The organism is Enterobacter sp. WPR_3_1 (assembly GCF_003635055.1).
In the GTDB taxonomy this organism is placed as follows: domain Bacteria; phylum Pseudomonadota; class Gammaproteobacteria; order Enterobacterales; family Enterobacteriaceae; genus Enterobacter; species Enterobacter ludwigii.
Genome location: NZ_RBXU01000008.1, coordinates 1,071,332 through 1,091,461, shown reverse-complemented (window position 1 = coordinate 1,091,461; position 20,130 = coordinate 1,071,332). Strand labels below are relative to the sequence as shown.

The window sequence follows — 20,130 nt, the reverse complement described above, 5'->3', positions numbered from 1 at the left end:
GCCCTCTCCGAAAAGGCTATCGAAGCAGGAGAAATGTCATGAGTAAACTGTTGGATCGCTTTCGCTATTTCAAACAAAAAGGCGACAGCTTCGCCAATGGACACGGGCAGGTGTACAACACCAACCGTGACTGGGAGGACAGCTACCGACAGCGATGGCAGTTCGACAAGATTGTGCGGTCCACCCATGGCGTGAACTGCACGGGCTCCTGTAGCTGGAAAATCTACGTCAAAAACGGCCTGGTTACCTGGGAAACCCAGCAGACCGACTACCCGCGTACCCGCCCCGACCTGCCTAACCACGAGCCGCGCGGCTGCCCGCGCGGTGCAAGTTATTCCTGGTACCTATACAGCGCCAACCGGCTGAAATACCCGCTGGTGCGCCGCACGCTGATCGAACTGTGGCGTGACGCGCTGGCGCAACACAGCGATCCGGTGCTGGCCTGGGATGCCATTCAGAACGATCCGCAGAAGAGCCGGAGCTACAAGCAGGCACGCGGACACGGCGGATTTATCCGCTCCAGCTGGAAAGAGCTGAACCAGCTGATTGCTGCCGCCAACGTCTGGACCATTAAACACTACGGCCCCGATCGCGTGGCCGGTTTTTCACCGATTCCGGCGATGTCGATGGTCTCGTATGCCGCCGGGACGCGTTATCTCTCTCTGCTGGGCGGCACCTGTCTCAGCTTTTATGACTGGTATTGTGATTTACCGCCCGCCTCGCCCATGACGTGGGGCGAGCAGACCGACGTGCCGGAATCCGCAGACTGGTACAACTCCAGCTACATCATTGCCTGGGGGTCTAACGTTCCGCAGACGCGTACGCCAGATGCCCACTTCTTTACCGAGGTCCGCTACAAAGGCACCAAAACCGTGGCCATCACCCCGGACTTCTCCGAGGTCGCCAAACTGAGCGATCAGTGGCTGGCACCCAAGCAAGGCACCGACAGCGCGCTGGCGATGGCAATGGGCCACGTGATCCTCAAAGAGTTCCATCTCGACAACCCCAGCGAGTACTTCCTGAACTACTGCCGCCGCTACACCGACATGCCGATGCTGGTGCTGCTGGATGAACAGGCCGATGGCCGCGTGGTGCCGGGGCGGATGCTGCGGGCCTCTGATCTCACGGACGGGCTGGGAGAAGCCAATAATGCTGAGTGGAAAACCGTCGCCTTTGATATCGCCGGCGATCTGGTGGTGCCGAACGGGTCCATTGGTTTCCGCTGGGGCGAAAAAGGCAAATGGAACCTGGCGCCGCTGGCGGCAGATCATGAAACTGAGCTCACCCTCTCGCTGCTGATTACCCACGACAGCGTGGCAGAGGTGGCATTCCCCTATTTTGGCGGTAATGAAAATCCACACTTTCGTAGCGTTAAGCAGGAGCCGGTCCTGACGCGCCGTGTGCCGAGTAAAACCCTGACGCTGGCCGATGGCAGCCAGAAACGGGTGGTCAGCGTTTACGATCTGATTCTCGCTAACTACGGCCTCGATCGTGGTCTGGAAGACAGCAACGCGGCGGGCAGCTATGACCAGATCAAAGCTTATACTCCCGCCTGGGGCGAGCAGATCACCGGCGTCCCTGCTTACCTGATAGAGAAAATTGCCCGTGAGTTTGCCGACACGGCGCACAAAACGCACGGCCGGTCGATGATTATCCTCGGCGCCGGGGTGAACCACTGGTACCACATGGACATGAACTACCGCGGGATGATCAACATGCTGGTGTTCTGCGGCTGCGTGGGTCAAAGCGGCGGCGGCTGGTCACACTATGTGGGTCAGGAGAAGTTGCGTCCGCAAACCGGCTGGCTGCCGCTGGCGTTTGCGCTGGACTGGAACCGTCCCCCGCGCCAGATGAACAGTACGTCGTACTTCTACAACCACGCCTGCCAGTGGCGTTATGAGAAACTGACCGCGCAGGAGTTACTCTCTCCGCTGGCGGACGCGACAAAATTCACCGGTCACCTGATCGATTTTAACGTCCGGGCAGAGCGTATGGGCTGGCTGCCCTCGGCACCGCAGCTAAACCTCAATCCGTTGCACATTAAAGCCCGGGCCGACGCTGCCGGCATGACCCCGCAGGAGTATACCGTGCAGGCATTAAAATCGGGCGATATACGTTTCGCCTGCGAACAGCCTGACAACGGTAAAAACCACCCGCGCAATCTGTTTGTCTGGCGGTCTAACCTGCTCGGCTCTTCGGGGAAAGGTCACGAGTACATGCTCAAATACCTGCTCGGTACTGAAAGCGGCATTCAGGGCGAGGATTTAGGGTCGACGGATGACGTGAAGCCCGAAGAAGTGGAGTGGCAAACTCAGGCCATTGAGGGCAAGCTTGACCTGCTGGTGACGCTCGATTTCCGCATGTCCAGCACCTGCCTGTTCTCCGATATCGTGCTGCCCACCGCGACATGGTATGAAAAAGACGACATGAATACGTCGGATATGCATCCGTTTATTCATCCGCTTTCAGCTGCCGTCGACCCGGCCTGGGAATCCCGCAGCGACTGGGAGATCTACAAAGGTATTGCCAGCGTTTTCTCAGAGGTGTGCGTCGGCCATCTTGGCACCGAAACGGACGTGGTACTGCAGCCGCTGCAGCACGACTCCCCGGGAGAACTGTCACAGCCGTTTGATATTCAGGACTGGCGCAAAGGCGAATGCGATCTCATTCCGGGTAAAACGGCGCCGACGATTGCGGTGGTCGAACGTCATTATCCGGAAACCTACGAGCGCTTTACTTCACTCGGCCCGCTGATGGACAAACTCGGCAACGGCGGGAAAGGCATTTCATGGAATACCCAGAGCGAGGTCGATTTCCTTGGCAAGCTGAACTACGTGAAGCTCGATGGCCCGGCAAAAGGACGCCCGCGTATTGAAACGGCGATTGACGCCTCTGAAGTGATCCTCGCCCTCGCCCCTGAAACGAATGGCCAGGTGGCAGTGCGAGCCTGGCAAGCGCTGGGCGAACTGACCGGTCGCGATCACACCCATCTGGCGCTGAACAAAGAAGATGAGAAAATCCGCTTCCGCGATATTCAGGCCCAGCCGCGGAAAATTATCTCCAGCCCCACCTGGTCGGGCCTTGAAAGTGAGCATGTCTCCTATAACGCCGGTTATACCAACGTTCACGAGCTTATTCCCTGGCGCACCCTTTCCGGTCGCCAGCAACTGTATCAGGACCATCCGTGGATGCGCGCATTCGGGGAAAGTCTGGTGGCCTATCGCCCACCGATTGATACCCGAAGCGTTAGCCATATGCGCGAAATCCCGCCGAACGGCTTCCCGGAGAAGGCGCTGAACTTCCTGACGCCACACCAGAAATGGGGCATTCACTCGACCTACAGTGAAAACCTGCTGATGCAGACGCTGTCACGCGGGGGGCCTATCGTCTGGATCAGCGAAACCGATGCCAGAGAGTTAGGCATTGAAGACAACGACTGGATCGAAGCCTTCAACGCCAACGGGGCCCTGACCGCCCGGGCAGTGGTGAGCCAGCGCGTCCCGCCGGGCATGACCATGATGTACCACGCGCAGGAACGTATCCTGAATATTCCGGGTTCAGAAGTCACCGGTCGTCGCGGCGGGATCCATAACTCGGTGACGCGCGTCTGTCCCAAACCGACACACATGATTGGCGGCTACGCCCAGCTGGCGTACAGCTTCAACTATTACGGCACCGTTGGCTCTAACCGCGACGAGTTCATCATGATCCGCAAAATGAAAAACATTAACTGGCTGGATGGCGAAGGTCGGGATCAGGTACAGGAGGCGAAAAAATGAAAATACGCTCACAGGTTGGAATGGTGCTGAATCTCGACAAATGCATTGGCTGTCACACCTGCTCGGTCACCTGTAAAAACGTCTGGACCGGGCGTGAAGGTATGGAATATGCGTGGTTCAACAACGTTGAAACCAAACCGGGGATTGGCTACCCGAAAAACTGGGAAGATCAGGAGGAGTGGCAAGGCGGCTGGGTACGCGGGATCACCGGCAAGCTGACGCCGCGTCTCGGCGGGCGCGTGGGCGTGCTGTCAAAAATCTTTGCCAACCCGTCCCTGCCCGGCATTGATGATTACTACGAGCCCTTCACGTTTGATTACCAGGATCTGCACCGTGCACCACAAGGCGATCACCTCCCGACGGCCCGCCCGCGCTCGCTGATTAGCGGCAAACGGATGGACAAAATTGTTGGCGGCCCGAACTGGGAAGAACTGCTTGGCGGCGAGTTCGAAAAACGCGCCCGCGACCGCAACTTCGACAAGATCCAGAAGGAGATGTACGGCCAGTTTGAAAACACCTTCATGATGTACCTGCCGCGCCTGTGTGAACACTGCCTGAACCCGAGCTGCGTGGCCACCTGCCCGAGCGGTGCCATCTACAAGCGTGAAGAAGACGGCATTGTGCTGATTGACCAGGACAAATGCCGTGGCTGGCGCATGTGCATCAGCGGTTGCCCGTACAAGAAAATCTACTTCAACTGGAAAAGCGGAAAGTCGGAGAAATGCATCTTCTGCTACCCGCGCATTGAGTCCGGCCAGCCAACCGTCTGTTCGGAGACCTGCGTCGGGCGTATTCGCTATCTGGGCGTGCTGCTGTATGACGCGGATCGCATTGAAGAAGCGGCCAGCACCGAACATGAAACCGACCTCTATGAACGCCAGTGTGACGTGTTCCTTGATCCGCATGACCCGGCGGTCATTGAAGAAGCCTTCAAGCAAGGTATTCCGCAGAACGTGATTGACGCCGCCCAGCGTTCCCCGGTTTACAAGATGGCGATGGACTGGAAGCTGGCCCTGCCGCTGCATCCGGAATACCGCACCCTGCCGATGGTCTGGTACGTTCCGCCGCTGTCACCGATCCAGTCTTACGCGGACGCGGGCGGCCTGCCGCTCAACGACGGCGTGTTACCGGCGGTCGAAAGTCTGCGCATACCGGTGCAGTATCTGGCCAACATGCTCAGCGCGGGCGATCCTGCTCCGGTGCTGCGCGCCCTCAAACGCATGATGGCCATGCGTCATTACAAACGCTCTCAGACCGTTGAAGGCGTGACCGATACGCGCGCCATCGAAGAAGTGGGCCTTAGCGTTGAGCAGGTCGAAGAGATGTACCGCTATCTGGCGATTGCCAACTACGAAGATCGTTTCGTGATCCCCACCAGCCACCGCGAAATGGCGCGCGACGCCTTCCCGGAACGCAACGGCTGCGGCTTCTCCTTTGGCGACGGGTGCCACGGTTCCGACACCAAATTCAACCTCTTTAACAGCAGCCGTATTGATGCCATCAACATCACCGAAGTGCGCGACCACGGGGAGGGAGAGTGATGCAGATCCTCAAAATCATCGCCCTGCTGATTGAGTATCCCGATGAAACATTATGGGAAAATCGCGAGGAAGCACTTTCCCTGATAGAACAGGATCTCCCTGCGTTACTGCCCTTTGCCCGCCAGCATCTGGATGCCGCGCTGCTGGATAAGCAGGCCGAATGGTGCGAGGTGTTTGAGCGGGGTCGTGCGACCTCGCTGCTGCTGTTTGAGCACGTTCATGCTGAATCCCGCGATCGCGGCCAGGCGATGGTCGACCTGATGAGCCAGTACGAAAAAGCCGGCCTGCAGCTGGACTGTCGCGAATTGCCGGACTATCTGCCGCTCTACCTGGAGTATCTCAGTCTCGTCACCGACGACGAGGCCCGAGAAGGGCTACAAAACGTTGCGCCGATCCTGGCGCTGATTGGCGGTCGCCTGAAGCAGCGCAGCGTGGCGCATTATCAGCTGTTCGATGCGCTCCTGACGCTCGCAGGCACGCGTCTGACCAGCGACAGCGTGGCGAAACAGGTTTCCACCGAGAAACGGGATGATACCCGCCAGGCGCTGGACGCCGTCTGGGAAGAGGAACAGGTCAAGTTTATCGAGGACAACGCCACATCGTGTGATACCTCACCGATGCAGCAATATCAACGACGCTTTAGCCAGGACGTTGCCCCACAGTATGTCGACGTCAGTGCGGGAGGCCCAAAATGATCCAGTTTCTGAACGTCTTTTTCTACGATATTTACCCCTATCTGTGCGGCACGGTTTTTCTGGTGGGAAGCTGGCTGCGTTACGACTACGGGCAGTATACCTGGCGCGCCTCCTCCAGCCAGATGCTGGATAAGCGCGGCATGGTGCTGTGGTCGAATCTGTTCCATATCGGGATCCTGGGGATCTTCTTCGGACATCTTTTCGGGATGCTGACGCCGCACTGGGTTTATTCGTGGTTTCTGCCGATGTCGCAGAAACAGCTGATGGCGATGATTCTGGGCGGCGTTTGCGGCGTGCTCACGCTGGTGGGCGGTGCGGGATTATTGATTCGCCGGCTGACGAACCCGCGTATCCGGGCGACCTCCTCCACGGCAGATATCCTGATCCTCTGCATTTTGCTGGTGCAGTGTATTCTTGGGCTCACCACCATTCCGTTCTCCGCGAAATATCCCGACGGCAGCGAGATGCTCAAGCTGGTGGACTGGGCGCAGTCGGTAGTGACCTTCCGCGGTGGCTCGTCCGAACATCTGGCGGGCGTGGCGTTTATCTTCCGTGTTCATCTGGTGCTGGGCATGACCATTTTCCTGATCTTCCCCTTCACCCGACTGGTGCACGTCTGGAGCGCGCCGGTGGAGTATTTAACGCGCAGATATCAGGTGGTGAGATCGCGCCGCTGAGTGTTGCCGGGTGGCGCTACGCCTGAGCGCAGCGCCACCGGTCTATTTCCCGGCCTGAGGATGTGTATCAAACCCGGCCATCACCGCCGTCAGCGCGTCCAGCGAAAACCCGTGTTTGGGATCGTCTACGCCCAGTCCAAACCGTGACTGCATCACCTGATACAGCGCGTTCGCGTCGGGAAGATGGACCTGCTCTTCCACATGCCCCTTCTGCCAGTGGGTAAAGTTAAAGTTGGTCAGGGTCAGCTTTCCGCCGTCAGGCAGATGGCGACACATCAACAGATGGTGGCGAAAATGGGATTGCGGCCAGTGCGCCGACCAGAAGTTGCCCATCACGTAATCGCTGAAATACTGTGTTGTCAGATCAAAATGGTACATCGACTGCCAGTGATCGTGGTGGCTGAACTGCAGGATCCAGTCGTTGCCCTCGCTCAGCAAACGGTACAGCCCGTGGGGTGTCTCCTGCTCATCGTTGGCGAGCAAACGAATCGGCGCCGTCAGCGTCTGTCCGCCAAAACCGACGTCGGCAATCCAGCGCTCGCCGTTGAGTTCAACCAGCAGCAGACGATGCGTACGCGGCGGCATCTGTGGCGGATTGGCTAAGACCACGCGGCCCAGCACGCTGCGAACCGTATAGCCCACTTCACGCAAAACACGTTCAAAGAGGCCGTTCTGCTCAAAGCAATAGCCTCCACGACGCGCCGTCACCAGTTTGTCGACCAAGCACTGATCTTCCAGATGGATTTCGCGCGGCATCACGACGTCAATATTCTCGAAGGGGATCGCGCAGTTGTGGTGTAGATGCAGCGCCCGCAGGGTGTCGATGTCAACCTGAACAGGCTGTTGCCAGCCCGTACGGGCAAAATAAGCACTCAGAAATGGGGACATGATTCGCTTCCATGATGTGATGTTCCCTGTTTATAAACTATTTTCCGGCCTCCATATGCGCAAAAGTGCTTTTTGCGGATGCATCTTGATTTCGGCTCCCCATCAGACGTTTAATGCCAGCATACCTGCTGAGAGGAATGTTCATGAGCGCGTTTCGTCCCGTTGAATTAAAGCATGCCAGCCGTCTGCTGAACCATGGCCCTACGGTACTGATTACCAGCCGCGATGAGTCTATCGACCGTCGTAACGTCATGGCTGCGGCCTGGTCGATGCCGGTGGAGTTTGAGCCACCGCGTATCGCAATTGTGGTGGACAAAAGCACCTGGTCGCGCGAACTGATTGAGCGCAGCGGGAAGTTCGGCATCGTCATCCCCGCCGTGGCAGCGGCTAACTGGACTTACGCCGTCGGCAGCGTGAGCGGGCGCGACGAAGACAAGTTCAACTGCTACGGGATCCCGGTTGTGCAAGGTCCGGTACTCGGCCTGCCGGTAATTGAAGAGAAATGCCTGGCGTGGATGGAGTGTCGTTTACTCCCGGTTACCGCAGCTGCAGAAAAATACGATACGCTGTTTGGTGAGGTTGTTTCGGCAGCCGCAGATGAACGCGCGTTTGTCGCCGGACGCTGGCAGTTTGACGGCGATAAGCTGAACACCCTGCATCATCTGGGGGCCGGGACGTTTGTGACCAGTGGGAAAATGGTAAAGGCGCTGGAAAAATAGCCTATAAAAAAAGCCCTCTCCGCGAGGGAAAGGGCTTTTAAATTACTTCGCGCGCCGTGCAATAATTTCATCCGCAACATTACGCGGTGCTTCCGCGAAATGATGGAATTCCATCGTGTAGGTCGCGCGGCCTTGCGACATCGAACGCAGCGTCGTGGCATAGCCAAACATCTCCGCCAGCGGCACATCCGCGCGAATAATCTGACTACCGTACTGCTCTTCCATTCCCTGCACCATGCCGCGGCGGGAAGAGAGATCGCCCATGATGTTGCCGGCGTACTCTTCCGGTGTTTCCACCTCGACATGCATGACCGGTTCAAGAATCACCGGGTCCGCTTTGCGAGCGCCCTCTTTAAAGCCGAGGATCGCCGCCATGCGGAACGCCATTTCCGAGGAGTCGACCTCGTGATAGGAGCCAAACGTCAGGGTCGCTTTCACATCGACAACCGGATACCCCGCCAGGACACCGCTGTTCATGGCTTCGCGCAGGCCTTTCTCCACAGACGGAATATACTCGCGCGGGACAACGCCGCCCTTGGTGGCATCTTCAAACACAAAACCACTGCCGGGCTCTAACGGCGCCAGACTGAGCACCACATGGCCGTACTGCCCTTTACCGCCGGACTGTCGGACAAATTTCCCTTCGATATCCTTCACCGCTTTACGCAGGGTTTCACGGTACGTGACCTGTGGGCGACCAATGTTCGCCTCAACGCCGAACTCACGCCGCATGCGGTCAACGATAATCTCAAGATGTAACTCACCCATCCCGGAGATAATTGTCTGGCCGGACTCTTCATCGGTGTGCAGACGAAACGAAGGGTCTTCCGCTGCCAGGCGCTGCAATGCAATGCCCATTTTCTCCTGATCGCCTTTGGTTTTCGGCTCGATCGCAAGCGAGATAACCGGGTCCGGAAACTCCATCCGCTCCAGCGTGATGACGGCATTCGGGTCGGTGAGCGTGTCACCGGTTGTCACATCTTTCAACCCAACGCAGGCCGCGATATCGCCCGCGCGCAGTTCATCCACTTCGTGGCGATCGTTAGCATGCATCAGCACGATGCGCCCAATGCGCTCTTTCTTCCCTTTCACCGGGTTGTACACCGCGTCGCCTTTGCGCAGCACGCCAGAGTAAACGCGGATAAAGGTCAGCTGTCCGACGTACGGGTCGCTCATCAGTTTAAAGGCCAGCGCGGAGAACGGCTCGTTGTCGTCTGGATGACGCTCGGCATGCTGCCCATTCTCATCCACACCATCAATGGCGGGCACGTCCAGAGGCGACGGCATCAGTTCAATGACCGCATCGAGCATGCGTTGCACGCCTTTATTTTTAAACGCACTGCCGCACAGCATCGGCTGGATTTCACCGGAGATGGTCCGCATACGCAGCCCCCTGATGATTTCCGCTTCCTCTAAATCACCCGTTTCCAGGTATTTATCCATCAGCTCATCGCTGGCTTCCGCCGCCGCAGAGACCATTTTTTCCCGCCATTCCTGCGCAGTACTCACTACGTCATCCGGCACAGGAGCATAGGTAAACACCATGCCCTGGGTAGCATCGTCCCACAAAATGGTACGCATTTTGATGAGATCCACCACGCCGGTGAAGTGTTCTTCTGCCCCCACCGGAATAACAATCGGGACCGGATTCGCTTTCAGACGCTCCTGCATCATTCGCACGACGCGGAAGAAATCCGCACCCGGGCGGTCCATTTTGTTGACGAAGGCCAGCCGCGGGACATGATATTTGTTCGCCTGACGCCAGACGGTTTCCGACTGCGGCTGCACGCCACCGACGGAGTCATACACCATGACAGCGCCGTCGAGTACACGCATGGAACGTTCCACTTCAATGGTGAAATCCACGTGGCCCGGGGTGTCGATAATGTTGATCCGGTGCGGTTCAAAGCCCCGGTCCATACCTGGCCAGAAACAGCTGACTGCCGCAGAGGTAATGGTTATCCCGCGCTCTTGCTCCTGTGCCATCCAGTCGGTAGTTGCCGCGCCATCGTGTACTTCACCCAGTTTGTGGCTCATACCGGTATAAAACAGGATGCGCTCGGTGGTGGTCGTTTTACCGGCATCGATATGCGCGGAGATACCGATGTTGCGATAACGTTCGAGAGGGATGGGTCGGGGCATAATATTTCCTTAGTCATTAAGACTGCGTTGTGACGACCGGGATGGTCGCGTGTTCGTTCGTTTGCTATAATAGTCCTATTGTACGAGTATTATCGAACTATTTTTTTACGGTTGACCTATTGTTGATATAGCTCAATCTGACACCAGACGCAGGAAAACGATGATCCCGAACCACCCTGAAACTGAACAAATACTGCTGGAAAATGTGCTTTTTGCCCTCGGTAACCCGCTACGGCTGTCGATTATCCGCAGGCTGGCCGATGGCAGCGAACTGAGCTGTAACGCACTGCGCCCGGACGAGGTGGTGAAATCGACGATGACCCATCACTGGCGCGTCTTGCGCGACAGCGGCGTGATTTGGCAGCGCCCACAGGGACGAGAAAATATGATTTCACTGCGCAGGGACGATCTTGATGCCCGCTTTCCGGGGCTGATGGCAATATTACTGCAGACGAAGTAACGCGTGTGTCGTGTCGGGCGACTCCGCGCCGCCCGACCCTCTCTCACATTGAATAGCCGGGTTTCTTAATTAAGTGATCCAGGTTGGGTTCAATTTCGGTATCCCAGACCTGCGCTTTCCAGTCGGCTTCCTGCACTTCATTCAGGGCGACCGAAATAGAGCGATCTTTACTGTTCAGATGACGGGTAATCACCTCGGCAATATCCGCCGCCAGCGCGGTTTTTTGGTCGTCGTTCAAATCACGGGGAAAACATTTGATATCTACGTGTGGCATATGCAGGCTTCCAGTTATGAATGTGAGTTCCACGTTATCAGATTATCTCGTTTGCCTTTAACACCTTGTGCAGTTCCGGCAGCTGGCACACGGTATCCGCAATCGCCGTTATCTTCGGCGTATTCGCCGCAAACCATGCATGGCGAGGCCCCCAGGTGCGTGCAACCGTGATGTAGACGTCAAGCAGCGTCAGCCGTTCCCCGAGCGCAAAAGGGGTGGCACTGAGCTGGCTGTCGAACCACAAATAGAGTGATTTTCGGTATTCAATACAGCTGTTTTTCAACTGCTCCGGCGCATCCGGCACCCAGCGTTCAGGGTAGTCGGCGTAGGTAAAGGTGGGATAAACGTTCGCAACAAACCAGATGAGCAACCGCTGAAACTGCTGCCGCTCAGCCTGCCCGACGGCAGGCGCAAGATCGGGACATCTGTCCAGCACCATCAGGGCAATCGCCGCCGTTTCGGTCATGATCGCCCCGTTTTCCAGTTCCAGCGTGGGTACCTGACACAGCGGATTGCGTGCTTTCAGCAACTCACGCTGCGGGCCGGGCTGGTCGAACCCGTCCACGTTGATAAATTGATAAGGGATGTCTGCCAGAGTCAGCATCACTTCACTGATTGCCGATCCCCAGCCGGGTACGCCATAGAGTTTCATCATATTGCCCCCTCCGGGATGAAAACCCTAAGTGTAGACATGACTAATAGGTTATCCCAGGCGGGTTCACGTCGGATTGCGTCACCGCTTCACCCTCTTCTCCCCAGCGTGCCAGCACCCGCTGGTACTCTCCACGCGTAATAGCGCCCTCCAGCGCAGCCTGCAAAGCATAAAACAGCCCATTGCCTTTTTTGGTCGTCGTGGCGACATAGGCTCTCTTCGGCCCGAGACCCACTACGCGCGTTTTGCCGGTCAACGCCGCTTTATAGGCGGATACGGATTGAGGCCCGAAGAACACATCCGCCCTGCCGGACTGAATATAGAGGTTGCCGGAAGCATCATCGGTCAGATAGACCGGCAGCGCAGGCGCACGACCGGCTTTTTTGTTCTCTTCATTCCAGCCCAGCAGAATGCGCTCCTGATTGGTCCCGGAACCGACAATCACTTTTTTGCCTGCCAGATCTTTTGCGCTGTTAATCGCCTGGACCGCGCTGGTGGATTTCACGGAAAACGCCAGTGAGTCGACGCGATAGGTCGCAAAATCAAATTTCTCTTTTCGCTGTTCGGTCACCGCAATATTCACCAGCGCCACGTCATAGCGTCCGGAGCTGATCCCCAGCGGCCAGTCTTCCCAGGCCGTGGGAACCAGCTTCAGCTTTAACCCCAGACTGCCCGCCAGCAAGCGGGCAATATCCGGATCGCTGCCAATCCGCGTCCGGTTATCGCTGGCAAGCAGCGCCAGCGGTGGAGAGTTGAGCGCTGAGATCGCTACCGTGAGCGTGCCCGGCTCAACAAATTTATAGTTCGCGGGGATCTTCGCGACGGCCTGCCGATCTACCGTCACCGGAAGCGGCTGCTCGTTGGCGTGTAAATCGATACCCGCATGGCTCGCGGTCGTAAAAGCCAGACCGGCCAGAAAAGCATATTTCATCTGCGCTCCTTACAGCACTTTTGACAGGAACTGCCGCGTTCGCGGGTGCGACGGACGGGTTAATACGTCGTCACTGCTGCCCTGCTCCACAATTTTGCCGTCGACCATAAAGACCACCTGATCCGCCACTTCCCGGGCAAAGCCGATCTCGTGGGTGACCACCACCAGCGTGGTACCCGAGCGGGCGAGCTTTTTAATCACATCCAGCACTTCGCCAACCAGTTCCGGGTCGAGCGCTGAAGTGGGCTCATCAAACAGCATTACCCGGGGACGTAACGCCAGTGCGCGGGCAATGGCAATACGCTGCTGCTGACCCCCGGAGAGATGGCGCGACCAGGCGTCGGCTTTATCGCGCAGCCCGACCACATCCAGCAGGCTGTATGCCCTTTCAACGGCTTCTTTCTTACTCAGCTTTTTATGGGCGATGGGCGCTTCAATCAGGTTTTCCAGCACCGTGAGATGCGGAAAGAGATTAAAGTTCTGGAAGACATAGCCCACATTGACGCGCTGTTTGAGGATCTCTTTCTCTTTCAGCTCGTAGAGTTTGTCACCCTGACGGCGGTAACCGATGTAATCACCGTCAATCTGGATAAACCCTTCGTCGACGCGTTCCAGATGGTTAATGGTGCGCAGAAGCGTCGATTTACCCGATCCGGAAGGCCCGAGGATCACCGTTACCGATCCGGGCGGGATCTCCAGCGAGACGTTATCAAGCGCTTTATGGCGACCAAAAAACTTACTGACGCCGGTAATCGAAATATGCCCTTCAGGAGAGGTTTGCATGGACGGGCTCCTGTACTGATGCGGTGGATACGGAACGGACGCGACTGGCTACCCGGTTTTGATTAACGGCTGAACGGCGTTCGCTGCGGGCAAGCCCGCGCTCCACAACATGCTGAATGGCAGACAACACGGTGGTAATCACCAGATACCAGACCGCACCGACCATCAGCAGCGGGATCACCTCCTGCGTGCGGTTATAGATCATCTGAATGGTATAGAAGAGTTCCGGCATCGCCAGGACATACACCATCGCCGTGCCTTTCGCGAGACTGATAATTTCATTAAATCCGGACGGCAGGATCGTGCGCAGTGCCTGCGGCAAAATGATACGCGCCGTGCGACGCCAGGCTGGCAGACCGAGCGCCGCCGCCGCTTCATACTGACCATGATCCACGCCCAGAAAACCGCCGCGAATGATCTCGGCGGTATACGCGCTCTGAACCAGCGTCAGCCCCACCACGGCGGTGGAAAACTGTCCCAGCACGTTGATGGTTTCGAAGCGACCCCAGGTAATGGCGGTGAAGGGTACGCCGAGCGAGAGCGTGTCGTAGAGATAGGAAAAGTTATAGAGAATGATCAGAACCACAATCAGCGGCAACGAACGAAACAGCCAGATATACCCCCAGGCCAGGCTGCTCAGCAGCCAGGATGAAGAGAGCCTCGCCAGCGCCAGCAGGCCGCCGATGACCACGCTCAGCGCAGTGCCGATCAGGGTCAACAGCAATGTCTGCCCTACGCCTTCGAGGATAACCGGATCAAAGAACCAGCGGGCAAAGACAGACCACTCCCAGCGCGGGTTAAAGGCCACGGACTGAATGACCACCGCAAGCACAAACAGCGCCACCACGGCACCGACAGTCCGCAGCGGATAACGCGCCGGGACCACCTTAATGGTTTCAACGTTGCTCATTGTCATCCCTCATGCTGTTTTACTGAACGCTTCACTGATCAGCGTTTTGGTGAAACGCAGCCGACCATCAAACGGCGGCTGGCTGTACTCTTCCGGATCGCGGTTCAGATCGAACTGCGGCTGATAGCCCTGGCTGATATAGAGCCTGACCGCTTCGGGCTGACGAAAACCGGTGGTGAGGTAGATCTGGCTGTAACCGGCCTGTACCGCCCGACGCTCCAGCTCCTGGACGACGCGGGCCGCCAGCCCCTGTTGACGCAGCGCCTTGTGCGTCCAGATTCGTTTGATTTCAGCGGTGCGTTCATCAAACGGTTTATACGCGCCGGTGGCGATGATGTCGCCGTCACGCTCAAGGACAATAAACAGCCCCTGCGGGGCCAGGTACCACTCCGTGAGCTCCACTTCCGCGTCTTTAGAGAAGTAGTCGCCATAGCGGGCGGCATATTCACCGAATAATCCGTCGATGATGGGCTGAAGATCGGCGTCTTCCGGTGACACGTCCCGAAATTGCTCGCGCATAGCGCCTCCTTAGTCACCCAGTCCTGCCGGGTTCACTTCTGATTGAGGGATACGTTCTACCCCTTCCCCCCAGCGGTTCAGCACTTTGTCGTAATCGCCGTTTTTGATGACCCCGTTAAGTGCGGTCTGTACCGGCTCGACCAGGCCGCTGCCTTTTTTCAGCGTCACCGCAATGTGCGCCGCCTTCGGCCAGCCGCCGTCGACAATCCCAACCCGTTTCGTTTTCCCGGTCAGCGCCGCTTTCCATGCGCCAGTCACGTTCGGGCCAAAGAACGCATCTGCGCGGCCTGACTGGAGAGACAGGGTTTGTGATGCATCGTCTTTGGTGTAGATCGGGGTAAACGGCTTCAGGCCTTTCTTCACGTTCTGCGCATTCCACGCCAGCAGGATAGCCTCCTGGTTGGTCCCGGAACCTACGATGATGCGCAGCCCGGCGATGTCCTCCGCCTTCTGCAGCGAGGTAATCGGGCTGGTCGATTTCACATAGAAGCCGAGGGAATCTTTACGGTAAGTGGCAAAATCAAACTTCTCTTTGCGTTCTCTGGTCACGGTGATGTTGCTGATCGCCGCATCGTATTTCCCGGAGGCGACGCCGAGAGGCCAGTCCTCCCAGGAGGTTGGCACCACATTCAGCTCCAGCCCAAGGCTGTCGGCCACCAGACGGGCAACGTCCACCTCGCTTCCGAGCAGCGTTTTATTGTCGTCGGAAAAAACGGTCAGCGGCGGTGAGTTAAGCGCGGCAACCGCCACGGTGAATTTGCCCGGCACGGCGAAGCGATAATCTTTCGGCAGTTGCGCGATGGCGTCGCTGTTTTTGGCGGTGTTGACGGGCGTTTTGTTGGCTTCCAGGCTCACGCCAGTGCCATTAATGTTCACATTCTCTGCCCAGACGGCAGGGGAAAAGGCCAGCGCAAGCGCCAGAATAAGCGATGATTTCTGCATAGCGAGGTTCTCTATTATTGTTGTGTGAACTGGTTTTTCGGTTCGTCTAAACCCAGACTGTCGCGCAGCGTAGTGCCGGGATAGTCGGTGCGGAATAACCCGCGGGCCTGTAACACCGGGACAACCTGGTCAACAAAACGCGGGAACGTGTCCGGCGTTCCACCCTGAATAATGAAGCCGTCCGCGGCGAATGCCTCAAACCAGCCCTGCAGACCGTCTGCCACCTGCTCCGGCGTACCGGAAAAGCGCGGGCGCGGGGATGCCGCTTCGAGTGCAACCTGACGCAGGGTTAAGTTGCGTTCGCGAGCATTACGCTTAATTTCATCGGTCGTGCTGCGAAAACTGTTTTTGCCCAGTTCACCGATGTCCGGGAACGGCTCGTCGAGCGGGTACTGGCTGAAATCGTGATGTTCGAAATAACGGCCGAGGTAATTCAGGGCATCGTTAATCGACACCAGAGCCGCGGTTGTCTGATACTGGTTCTCCACGTCCTCCGCGTCTTTGCCAACAATCACGCTGACACCCTGAAAAATATGTAAGTCCGATGCCCTGCGGCCATTGGATTCAAGCTGGTGTTTCACGTCGCGATAAAACGCTTTGGCTTCCTCTAACGTTTCATGATGGGTAAAAATGGCGTCAGCATGTTTCGCAGCCAGTTTTTTTCCGTCATCCGATGCACCCGCCTGAAAGACAATCGGGCGTCCCTGCGGCGTGCGGCCAATATTGAGCGGACCGGCCACCTGGAAGAAATCGCCGTGGTGATCAAGCGTATGCAGTTTTGCCGGGTCAAAGAACTGGCCGCTCTCTTTGTTGCGCACAAAGGCATCCCCCTCCCAGGAATCCCAGAGTCCTTTCACCACGTCGAGGTATTCATCCGCTATCCGGTAGCGCAGCGCATGTTCAGGGTGTTTCTCGCGCGAGAAGTTTTTCGCCGATCCCTCGAGCGGTGAGGTCACCACGTTCCAGCCTGCGCGTCCGTTGCTCAAATGATCCAGGCTGGCAAACTGGCGCGCCACGGTAAACGGTTCGCTGTAGGAGGTCGATAAGGTACCGACCAGACCGAGGCGCGAGGTCAGACTTGCCAGTGCGGACAAGACCGTTAACGGCTCAAACCGGTTTAAGAAATGCGGGATGGATTTCTCGTTAATATAGAGGCCGTCGGCGACGAATAAAAAATCAAGCTTCCCCTCTTCGGCTTTTAACGCCGTGGCTTTTACAAAATCAAAATTAATGCTGGCATCGGCGACCGCCGCCGGATGACGCCAGGCAGACATGTTCCCGGAAGCACCATGCAAAATGGTTCCCAGCCGCAATTGTCGGGTTGCAGACATATTCACCTCTTCAGAATTAAACGTGTTGCAGGGCTTTTTCCGCAAGCTGTGCAAAATAGCGGGCAGCGGGCTCAATTAATGCTTCATCCGGGTTGAAGGCCGGGTGATGTAAACCGAACGGACTGGCGCTGCCGATGCTGACAAACGCCCCGGGGATCTGCTGCAGATACACCGCGAAATCTTCCCCGCCCATATGCAGCTCGGCGTGCTGCGTTTCATACCCAGATTCTCTGGCAACGGCGGTGGCAAATTCGGCCCAGTGCGCGTCATTGACCAGCGCGGTAGGCCCGGCGTACCAGGTGATGTCGATCTGCGCGCTAAACGCGCTGGCAAACCCGGCGGCAATTTCGCCGACGCGTGCTTTCACATTCTGCTGCACTTCCACACGGTGGGTGCGAAGCGTGCCTTCCAGCTCAACGCTTTCCGGCAGGACGTTCCAGGTATTGCCCCCGGTAATGCGCGTGACGCTCAGCACCACGGAATCAAGCGTGTTGACGTTGCGGCTGGCAACGCTCTGCAACGCCGTTACCAGCTGGCTCGCCAACACGATGGCGTCGTTACCTTCATGCGGACGTGCAGCATGCGCGCCTTTACCGGTAATTCGGATAACAAACCGGTCGACGTTGGCGTAGAACGGCCCACCGCGGGTGGCAAATTCCCCGACCGGCAGCCCCGGCTCGTTATGCATCCCGAAGATGGCACTGACATCACGTAAGGCACCGGCCCGCACCATACTTTTCGCGCCGCCAAAGTTCTCTTCAGCCGGCTGAAAGAGGATCCGCACGCGCCCGTTTAAAGACGCTTCACGCTCTTTAAGTTTTAACGCCGCCCCGAGGATCACACTGGTATGAATATCGTGTCCGCAGGCATGCATCACCCCCGCACGCTGTGAACTAAACGGCACGCCGCTGCGCTCTTCAATGGGCAAGGCGTCAATATCGGCCCGCAGCGCGATCAGCTTTTTCCCCGTGCCGATTTCGGCCACCACACCGGTCTGAAGCGCATAAGGCAGCGGCGTAATGCCAGCCGTCGTCAGCCACTGACGCAGGCGAGCGGTCGTTTCGACCTCCTGGCCGGACAGCTCCGGGTTCTGGTGCAGCTCCCGGCGCCAGGCAATCAGTTGTTCGTCAAAACGCATACGGCGACCTCCTTGTTAAGCTTCGCCTGCGCCAGCAGACGCAGGGACTGTATTCGCGTTACGCCATCCGCAACGGGGGTATCAATGATGAATTCATCAATGCCCCATTTTTCGTGCAGGGCGTTCAACTGTTCCAGCACCGATTCGGCTGTTCCCGCCAGCAGCGACTGTGCCCTACGGGCAATGCGCACCGGCTCGCTGCCCGCCTGTCGGGCAAAGGCATAGGCCTGCTCTTCGCTGGCCACGGTGACGCGCTGCCCATTTGCCAGTTCGACGCCCCAGACTTCAACCTGTTGTGCCAGTGCCTCCGCCTCAGCCTGCGACTGGGCGACGATGACCTGCACCGCCACAATCGCATCCCGGGCGCTGTGGTTACGCCAGGTGGTGATGACTTCACGCAGCAGCGCCGGATCCCCATTCAGGTGAGCAGCAAAGACAAAATGCCAGTCAAGTTTCGCGGCCAGCAGCGCGCTTTCGGTACTGGCCCCCAGCAGGAACCCCTGGGCCGGAACCGGCGGCAGCGGCGTCGCGCGAACGGCCTCGTCCACCGACTGATTTTCCGGCTGGATCCAATGATGAAGCTGTGTCAGCTGTTCGGCAAAACTGCCTTTTTGCTGTTGATCGAGGCCCTGCTGCAGCGCCCGGGTGGAGAGCGGCAGGCCGCCTGGGGCTTTCCCAACGCCCAGATCCACGCGCCCGGGAGCAAGCGCGGCCAGGAGGTTGAAATTTTCTGCGACTTTGTAAGGGCTGTAGTGCTGGAGCATGACGCCACCAGAGCCCACGCGGATACGCCGTGTTTGCCCGAGGATCCAGGCGATTAACAGTTCGGGTGAAGGGCTGGCCAGCTGGGGCGTGTTGTGGTGTTCGGCAATCCAGAAACGGTGATAGCCCAGATTTTCTGCCTGCTGTGCCAGCGCCAGGGTTCGCGCCAGTGCATCGGCAGCCGTTTCGTTTTCAGCGATGGGGCTTTTATCCAGAATACTGATTCGCCAGGACATGTTGCGTTCTCGTTTGACTTAACATGTCGTCATTATTAAAGGCGTATTTCACCTCTGAGAAACAATTAATTTACATTTGGTTTGCCGGAAATCAGATATATAAATCCATGCTACGCGTGTGACTTAAGCGATGAAATGAGGTTTTCCACCTCACTGCGGCGGGTAATGCGGACAAAATGAATATGGGCGTATTGCGGGTCTACCATATCGCGTGCATAACGTGCGCGGTTGCTGCGCCAGGTTTTGATTGTCCAGATAATAATGGACTCACGGCTCAAGAATGAGCGACGAAAACTCTCACAGTTTCCCGTACCGGGCCACAGTTCCTGTTTGTGCCAGGCGCGCCTGAACGCTCGGGTGACAGCCTGATACAGGGTTCGGGCGAACCCATAATCCACCCACACCACCCGATCCACGTCTCGCCATTTCACAGGACGCGTACGGTTATAGTTGCCATCAAGCACCCACTCCGCTGACGCCTTTAGCGTCGTCTCCAGTTTTTCCAGCAAGATAGCGTCCGGTGTGCCCTGCCAGTCCGGACACCAGTAAAGTCGGTCCATTTCAATGTAAGGAATATCCAGTTCTGCGGCGATACGCTTCGCCAGAGTGCTTTTTCCACTCCCGCTGGTGCCAATCACATTTACTTTCACCCTGCTGCCCCCTGTTGAAGAAAAACCCTTAAAGCATAGCGTTTTCATCTTGTTAACGAAACGCTATTTCGGCGGGTCAGTTTACGTCGAAGAGTGATCTC

The 20,130-nt window shown here is 57.3% G+C and carries 17 protein-coding genes and 1 pseudogene; 6 read left to right on the top strand and 12 right to left on the bottom strand.

Features of this window, described 5'->3' with window-relative positions; genetic code table 11:
* Positions 1-38 precede the first annotated feature (38 nt).
* From BJ887_RS07035 to narI, 4 genes are read left to right on the top strand one after another with little or no spacing between them, the layout of a single operon-like run.
* Positions 39-3,779 (top strand): nitrate reductase subunit alpha, encoded by a 3,741-nt coding sequence (locus BJ887_RS07035; protein WP_025204127.1) that lies wholly within the window; start codon positions 39-41, stop codon positions 3,777-3,779.
* Positions 3,776-5,320: a nitrate reductase subunit beta gene (gene narH / locus BJ887_RS07030; protein ID WP_020884050.1), complete on the top strand. Its 1,545-nt coding sequence runs from the start codon at positions 3,776-3,778 to the stop codon at positions 5,318-5,320. Before BJ887_RS07035 ends, narH begins: the two co-directional genes overlap by 4 nt.
* Positions 5,320-6,015, top strand: coding sequence for a nitrate reductase molybdenum cofactor assembly chaperone (gene narW / locus BJ887_RS07025; RefSeq protein WP_121339648.1), 696 nt, complete (start codon positions 5,320-5,322; stop codon positions 6,013-6,015). The genes narH and narW overlap by 1 nt, the downstream gene beginning before the upstream one ends.
* A complete protein-coding gene (gene narI, locus BJ887_RS07020) occupies positions 6,012-6,692 on the top strand; it encodes a respiratory nitrate reductase subunit gamma (RefSeq protein WP_014170231.1) in 681 nt (226 codons plus the stop codon). The genes narW and narI overlap by 4 nt, the downstream gene beginning before the upstream one ends.
* 42 nt (positions 6,693-6,734) lie before the next feature.
* Here the strand turns inward: narI and nhoA are convergent, their stop codons facing one another.
* Positions 6,735-7,580: an N-hydroxyarylamine O-acetyltransferase gene (gene nhoA, locus BJ887_RS07015; protein ID WP_121339647.1), complete on the bottom strand. Its 846-nt coding sequence runs from the start codon at positions 7,578-7,580 to the stop codon at positions 6,735-6,737.
* A 143-nt stretch (positions 7,581-7,723) separates the two neighbouring features.
* Between nhoA and BJ887_RS07010 the strand changes: the two genes are divergently transcribed.
* Complete coding sequence (locus BJ887_RS07010) at positions 7,724-8,299, top strand: flavin reductase family protein (RefSeq protein WP_032678235.1); 576 nt, start codon at positions 7,724-7,726, stop codon at positions 8,297-8,299.
* A gap of 42 nt (positions 8,300-8,341) precedes the next feature.
* Here the strand turns inward: BJ887_RS07010 and fusA are convergent, their stop codons facing one another.
* Positions 8,342-10,441: an elongation factor G gene (gene fusA / locus BJ887_RS07005; protein WP_020884046.1), complete on the bottom strand. Its 2,100-nt coding sequence runs from the start codon at positions 10,439-10,441 to the stop codon at positions 8,342-8,344.
* A gap of 160 nt (positions 10,442-10,601) precedes the next feature.
* Between fusA and BJ887_RS07000 the strand changes: the two genes are divergently transcribed.
* Positions 10,602-10,901: a helix-turn-helix transcriptional regulator gene (locus tag BJ887_RS07000; protein ID WP_014170235.1), complete on the top strand. Its 300-nt coding sequence runs from the start codon at positions 10,602-10,604 to the stop codon at positions 10,899-10,901.
* A 43-nt stretch (positions 10,902-10,944) separates the two neighbouring features.
* Here the strand turns inward: BJ887_RS07000 and pptA are convergent, their stop codons facing one another.
* From pptA to BJ887_RS06945, 10 genes and pseudogenes are all read right to left on the bottom strand, one after another.
* Positions 10,945-11,175: a tautomerase PptA gene (gene pptA, locus BJ887_RS06995; protein ID WP_020884045.1), complete on the bottom strand. Its 231-nt coding sequence runs from the start codon at positions 11,173-11,175 to the stop codon at positions 10,945-10,947.
* Positions 11,176-11,212: 37 nt separating this feature from the next.
* On the bottom strand, positions 11,213-11,830 hold the full coding sequence (locus BJ887_RS06990; protein ID WP_121339646.1) for a glutathione S-transferase family protein: 618 nt from the start codon (positions 11,828-11,830) through the stop codon (positions 11,213-11,215).
* Between the two features lie 40 nt (positions 11,831-11,870).
* Entirely contained in the window at positions 11,871-12,758 is an 888-nt protein-coding gene (locus BJ887_RS06985) for a transporter substrate-binding domain-containing protein (RefSeq protein ID WP_121339645.1), read from the bottom strand.
* A gap of 9 nt (positions 12,759-12,767) precedes the next feature.
* A complete protein-coding gene (locus BJ887_RS06980; protein ID WP_014170239.1) occupies positions 12,768-13,541 on the bottom strand; it encodes an amino acid ABC transporter ATP-binding protein in 774 nt (257 codons plus the stop codon).
* Entirely contained in the window at positions 13,525-14,451 is a 927-nt protein-coding gene (locus BJ887_RS06975; RefSeq protein ID WP_121339644.1) for an amino acid ABC transporter permease, read from the bottom strand. The genes BJ887_RS06980 and BJ887_RS06975 overlap by 17 nt, the downstream gene beginning before the upstream one ends.
* 9 nt (positions 14,452-14,460) lie before the next feature.
* Positions 14,461-14,970 (bottom strand): GNAT family N-acetyltransferase, encoded by a 510-nt coding sequence (locus BJ887_RS06970; RefSeq protein WP_020884041.1) that lies wholly within the window; start codon positions 14,968-14,970, stop codon positions 14,461-14,463.
* A gap of 9 nt (positions 14,971-14,979) precedes the next feature.
* Positions 14,980-17,243, bottom strand: a pseudogene (locus BJ887_RS23135) (NtaA/DmoA family FMN-dependent monooxygenase).
* A gap of 16 nt (positions 17,244-17,259) precedes the next feature.
* Positions 17,260-18,381, bottom strand: coding sequence for an amidohydrolase (locus BJ887_RS06955; protein WP_020884038.1), 1,122 nt, complete (start codon positions 18,379-18,381; stop codon positions 17,260-17,262).
* The gene (locus tag BJ887_RS06950) at positions 18,360-19,379 is read right to left on the bottom strand and encodes an LLM class flavin-dependent oxidoreductase (protein WP_047356439.1); all 1,020 of its coding nucleotides are present in this window, start codon (positions 19,377-19,379) and stop codon (positions 18,360-18,362) included. Before BJ887_RS06950 ends, BJ887_RS06955 begins: the two co-directional genes overlap by 22 nt.
* A 110-nt stretch (positions 19,380-19,489) precedes the next feature.
* Positions 19,490-20,029: an AAA family ATPase gene (locus BJ887_RS06945; protein ID WP_020884036.1), complete on the bottom strand. Its 540-nt coding sequence runs from the start codon at positions 20,027-20,029 to the stop codon at positions 19,490-19,492.
* Positions 20,030-20,130: the final 101 nt, after the last annotated feature.

Bases quoted from the DNA above. Each gene is read 5' to 3' on its own strand.
- narI (WP_014170231.1), top strand. From the start codon at position 6,012: ATGATCCAGTTTCTGAACGTCTTTTTCTACGATATTTACCCCTATCTG.
- BJ887_RS06980 (WP_014170239.1), bottom strand. From the start codon at position 13,541: ATGCAAACCTCTCCTGAAGGGCATATTTCGATTACCGGCGTCAGTAAG.
- narW (WP_121339648.1), top strand. From the start codon at position 5,320: ATGCAGATCCTCAAAATCATCGCCCTGCTGATTGAGTATCCCGATGAA.
- BJ887_RS06985 (WP_121339645.1), bottom strand. From the start codon at position 12,758: ATGAAATATGCTTTTCTGGCCGGTCTGGCTTTTACGACCGCGAGCCAT.
- nhoA (WP_121339647.1), bottom strand. From the start codon at position 7,580: ATGTCCCCATTTCTGAGTGCTTATTTTGCCCGTACGGGCTGGCAACAG.
- BJ887_RS06950 (WP_047356439.1), bottom strand. From the start codon at position 19,379: ATGTCCTGGCGAATCAGTATTCTGGATAAAAGCCCCATCGCTGAAAAC.
- fusA (WP_020884046.1), bottom strand. From the start codon at position 10,441: ATGCCCCGACCCATCCCTCTCGAACGTTATCGCAACATCGGTATCTCC.
- BJ887_RS07000 (WP_014170235.1), top strand. From the start codon at position 10,602: ATGATCCCGAACCACCCTGAAACTGAACAAATACTGCTGGAAAATGTG.
- BJ887_RS06990 (WP_121339646.1), bottom strand. From the start codon at position 11,830: ATGATGAAACTCTATGGCGTACCCGGCTGGGGATCGGCAATCAGTGAA.
- BJ887_RS06970 (WP_020884041.1), bottom strand. From the start codon at position 14,970: ATGCGCGAGCAATTTCGGGACGTGTCACCGGAAGACGCCGATCTTCAG.
- narH (WP_020884050.1), top strand. From the start codon at position 3,776: ATGAAAATACGCTCACAGGTTGGAATGGTGCTGAATCTCGACAAATGC.
- BJ887_RS06955 (WP_020884038.1), bottom strand. From the start codon at position 18,381: ATGCGTTTTGACGAACAACTGATTGCCTGGCGCCGGGAGCTGCACCAG.
- BJ887_RS07035 (WP_025204127.1), top strand. From the start codon at position 39: ATGAGTAAACTGTTGGATCGCTTTCGCTATTTCAAACAAAAAGGCGAC.
- BJ887_RS06975 (WP_121339644.1), bottom strand. From the start codon at position 14,451: ATGAGCAACGTTGAAACCATTAAGGTGGTCCCGGCGCGTTATCCGCTG.
- BJ887_RS07010 (WP_032678235.1), top strand. From the start codon at position 7,724: ATGAGCGCGTTTCGTCCCGTTGAATTAAAGCATGCCAGCCGTCTGCTG.
- pptA (WP_020884045.1), bottom strand. From the start codon at position 11,175: ATGCCACACGTAGATATCAAATGTTTTCCCCGTGATTTGAACGACGAC.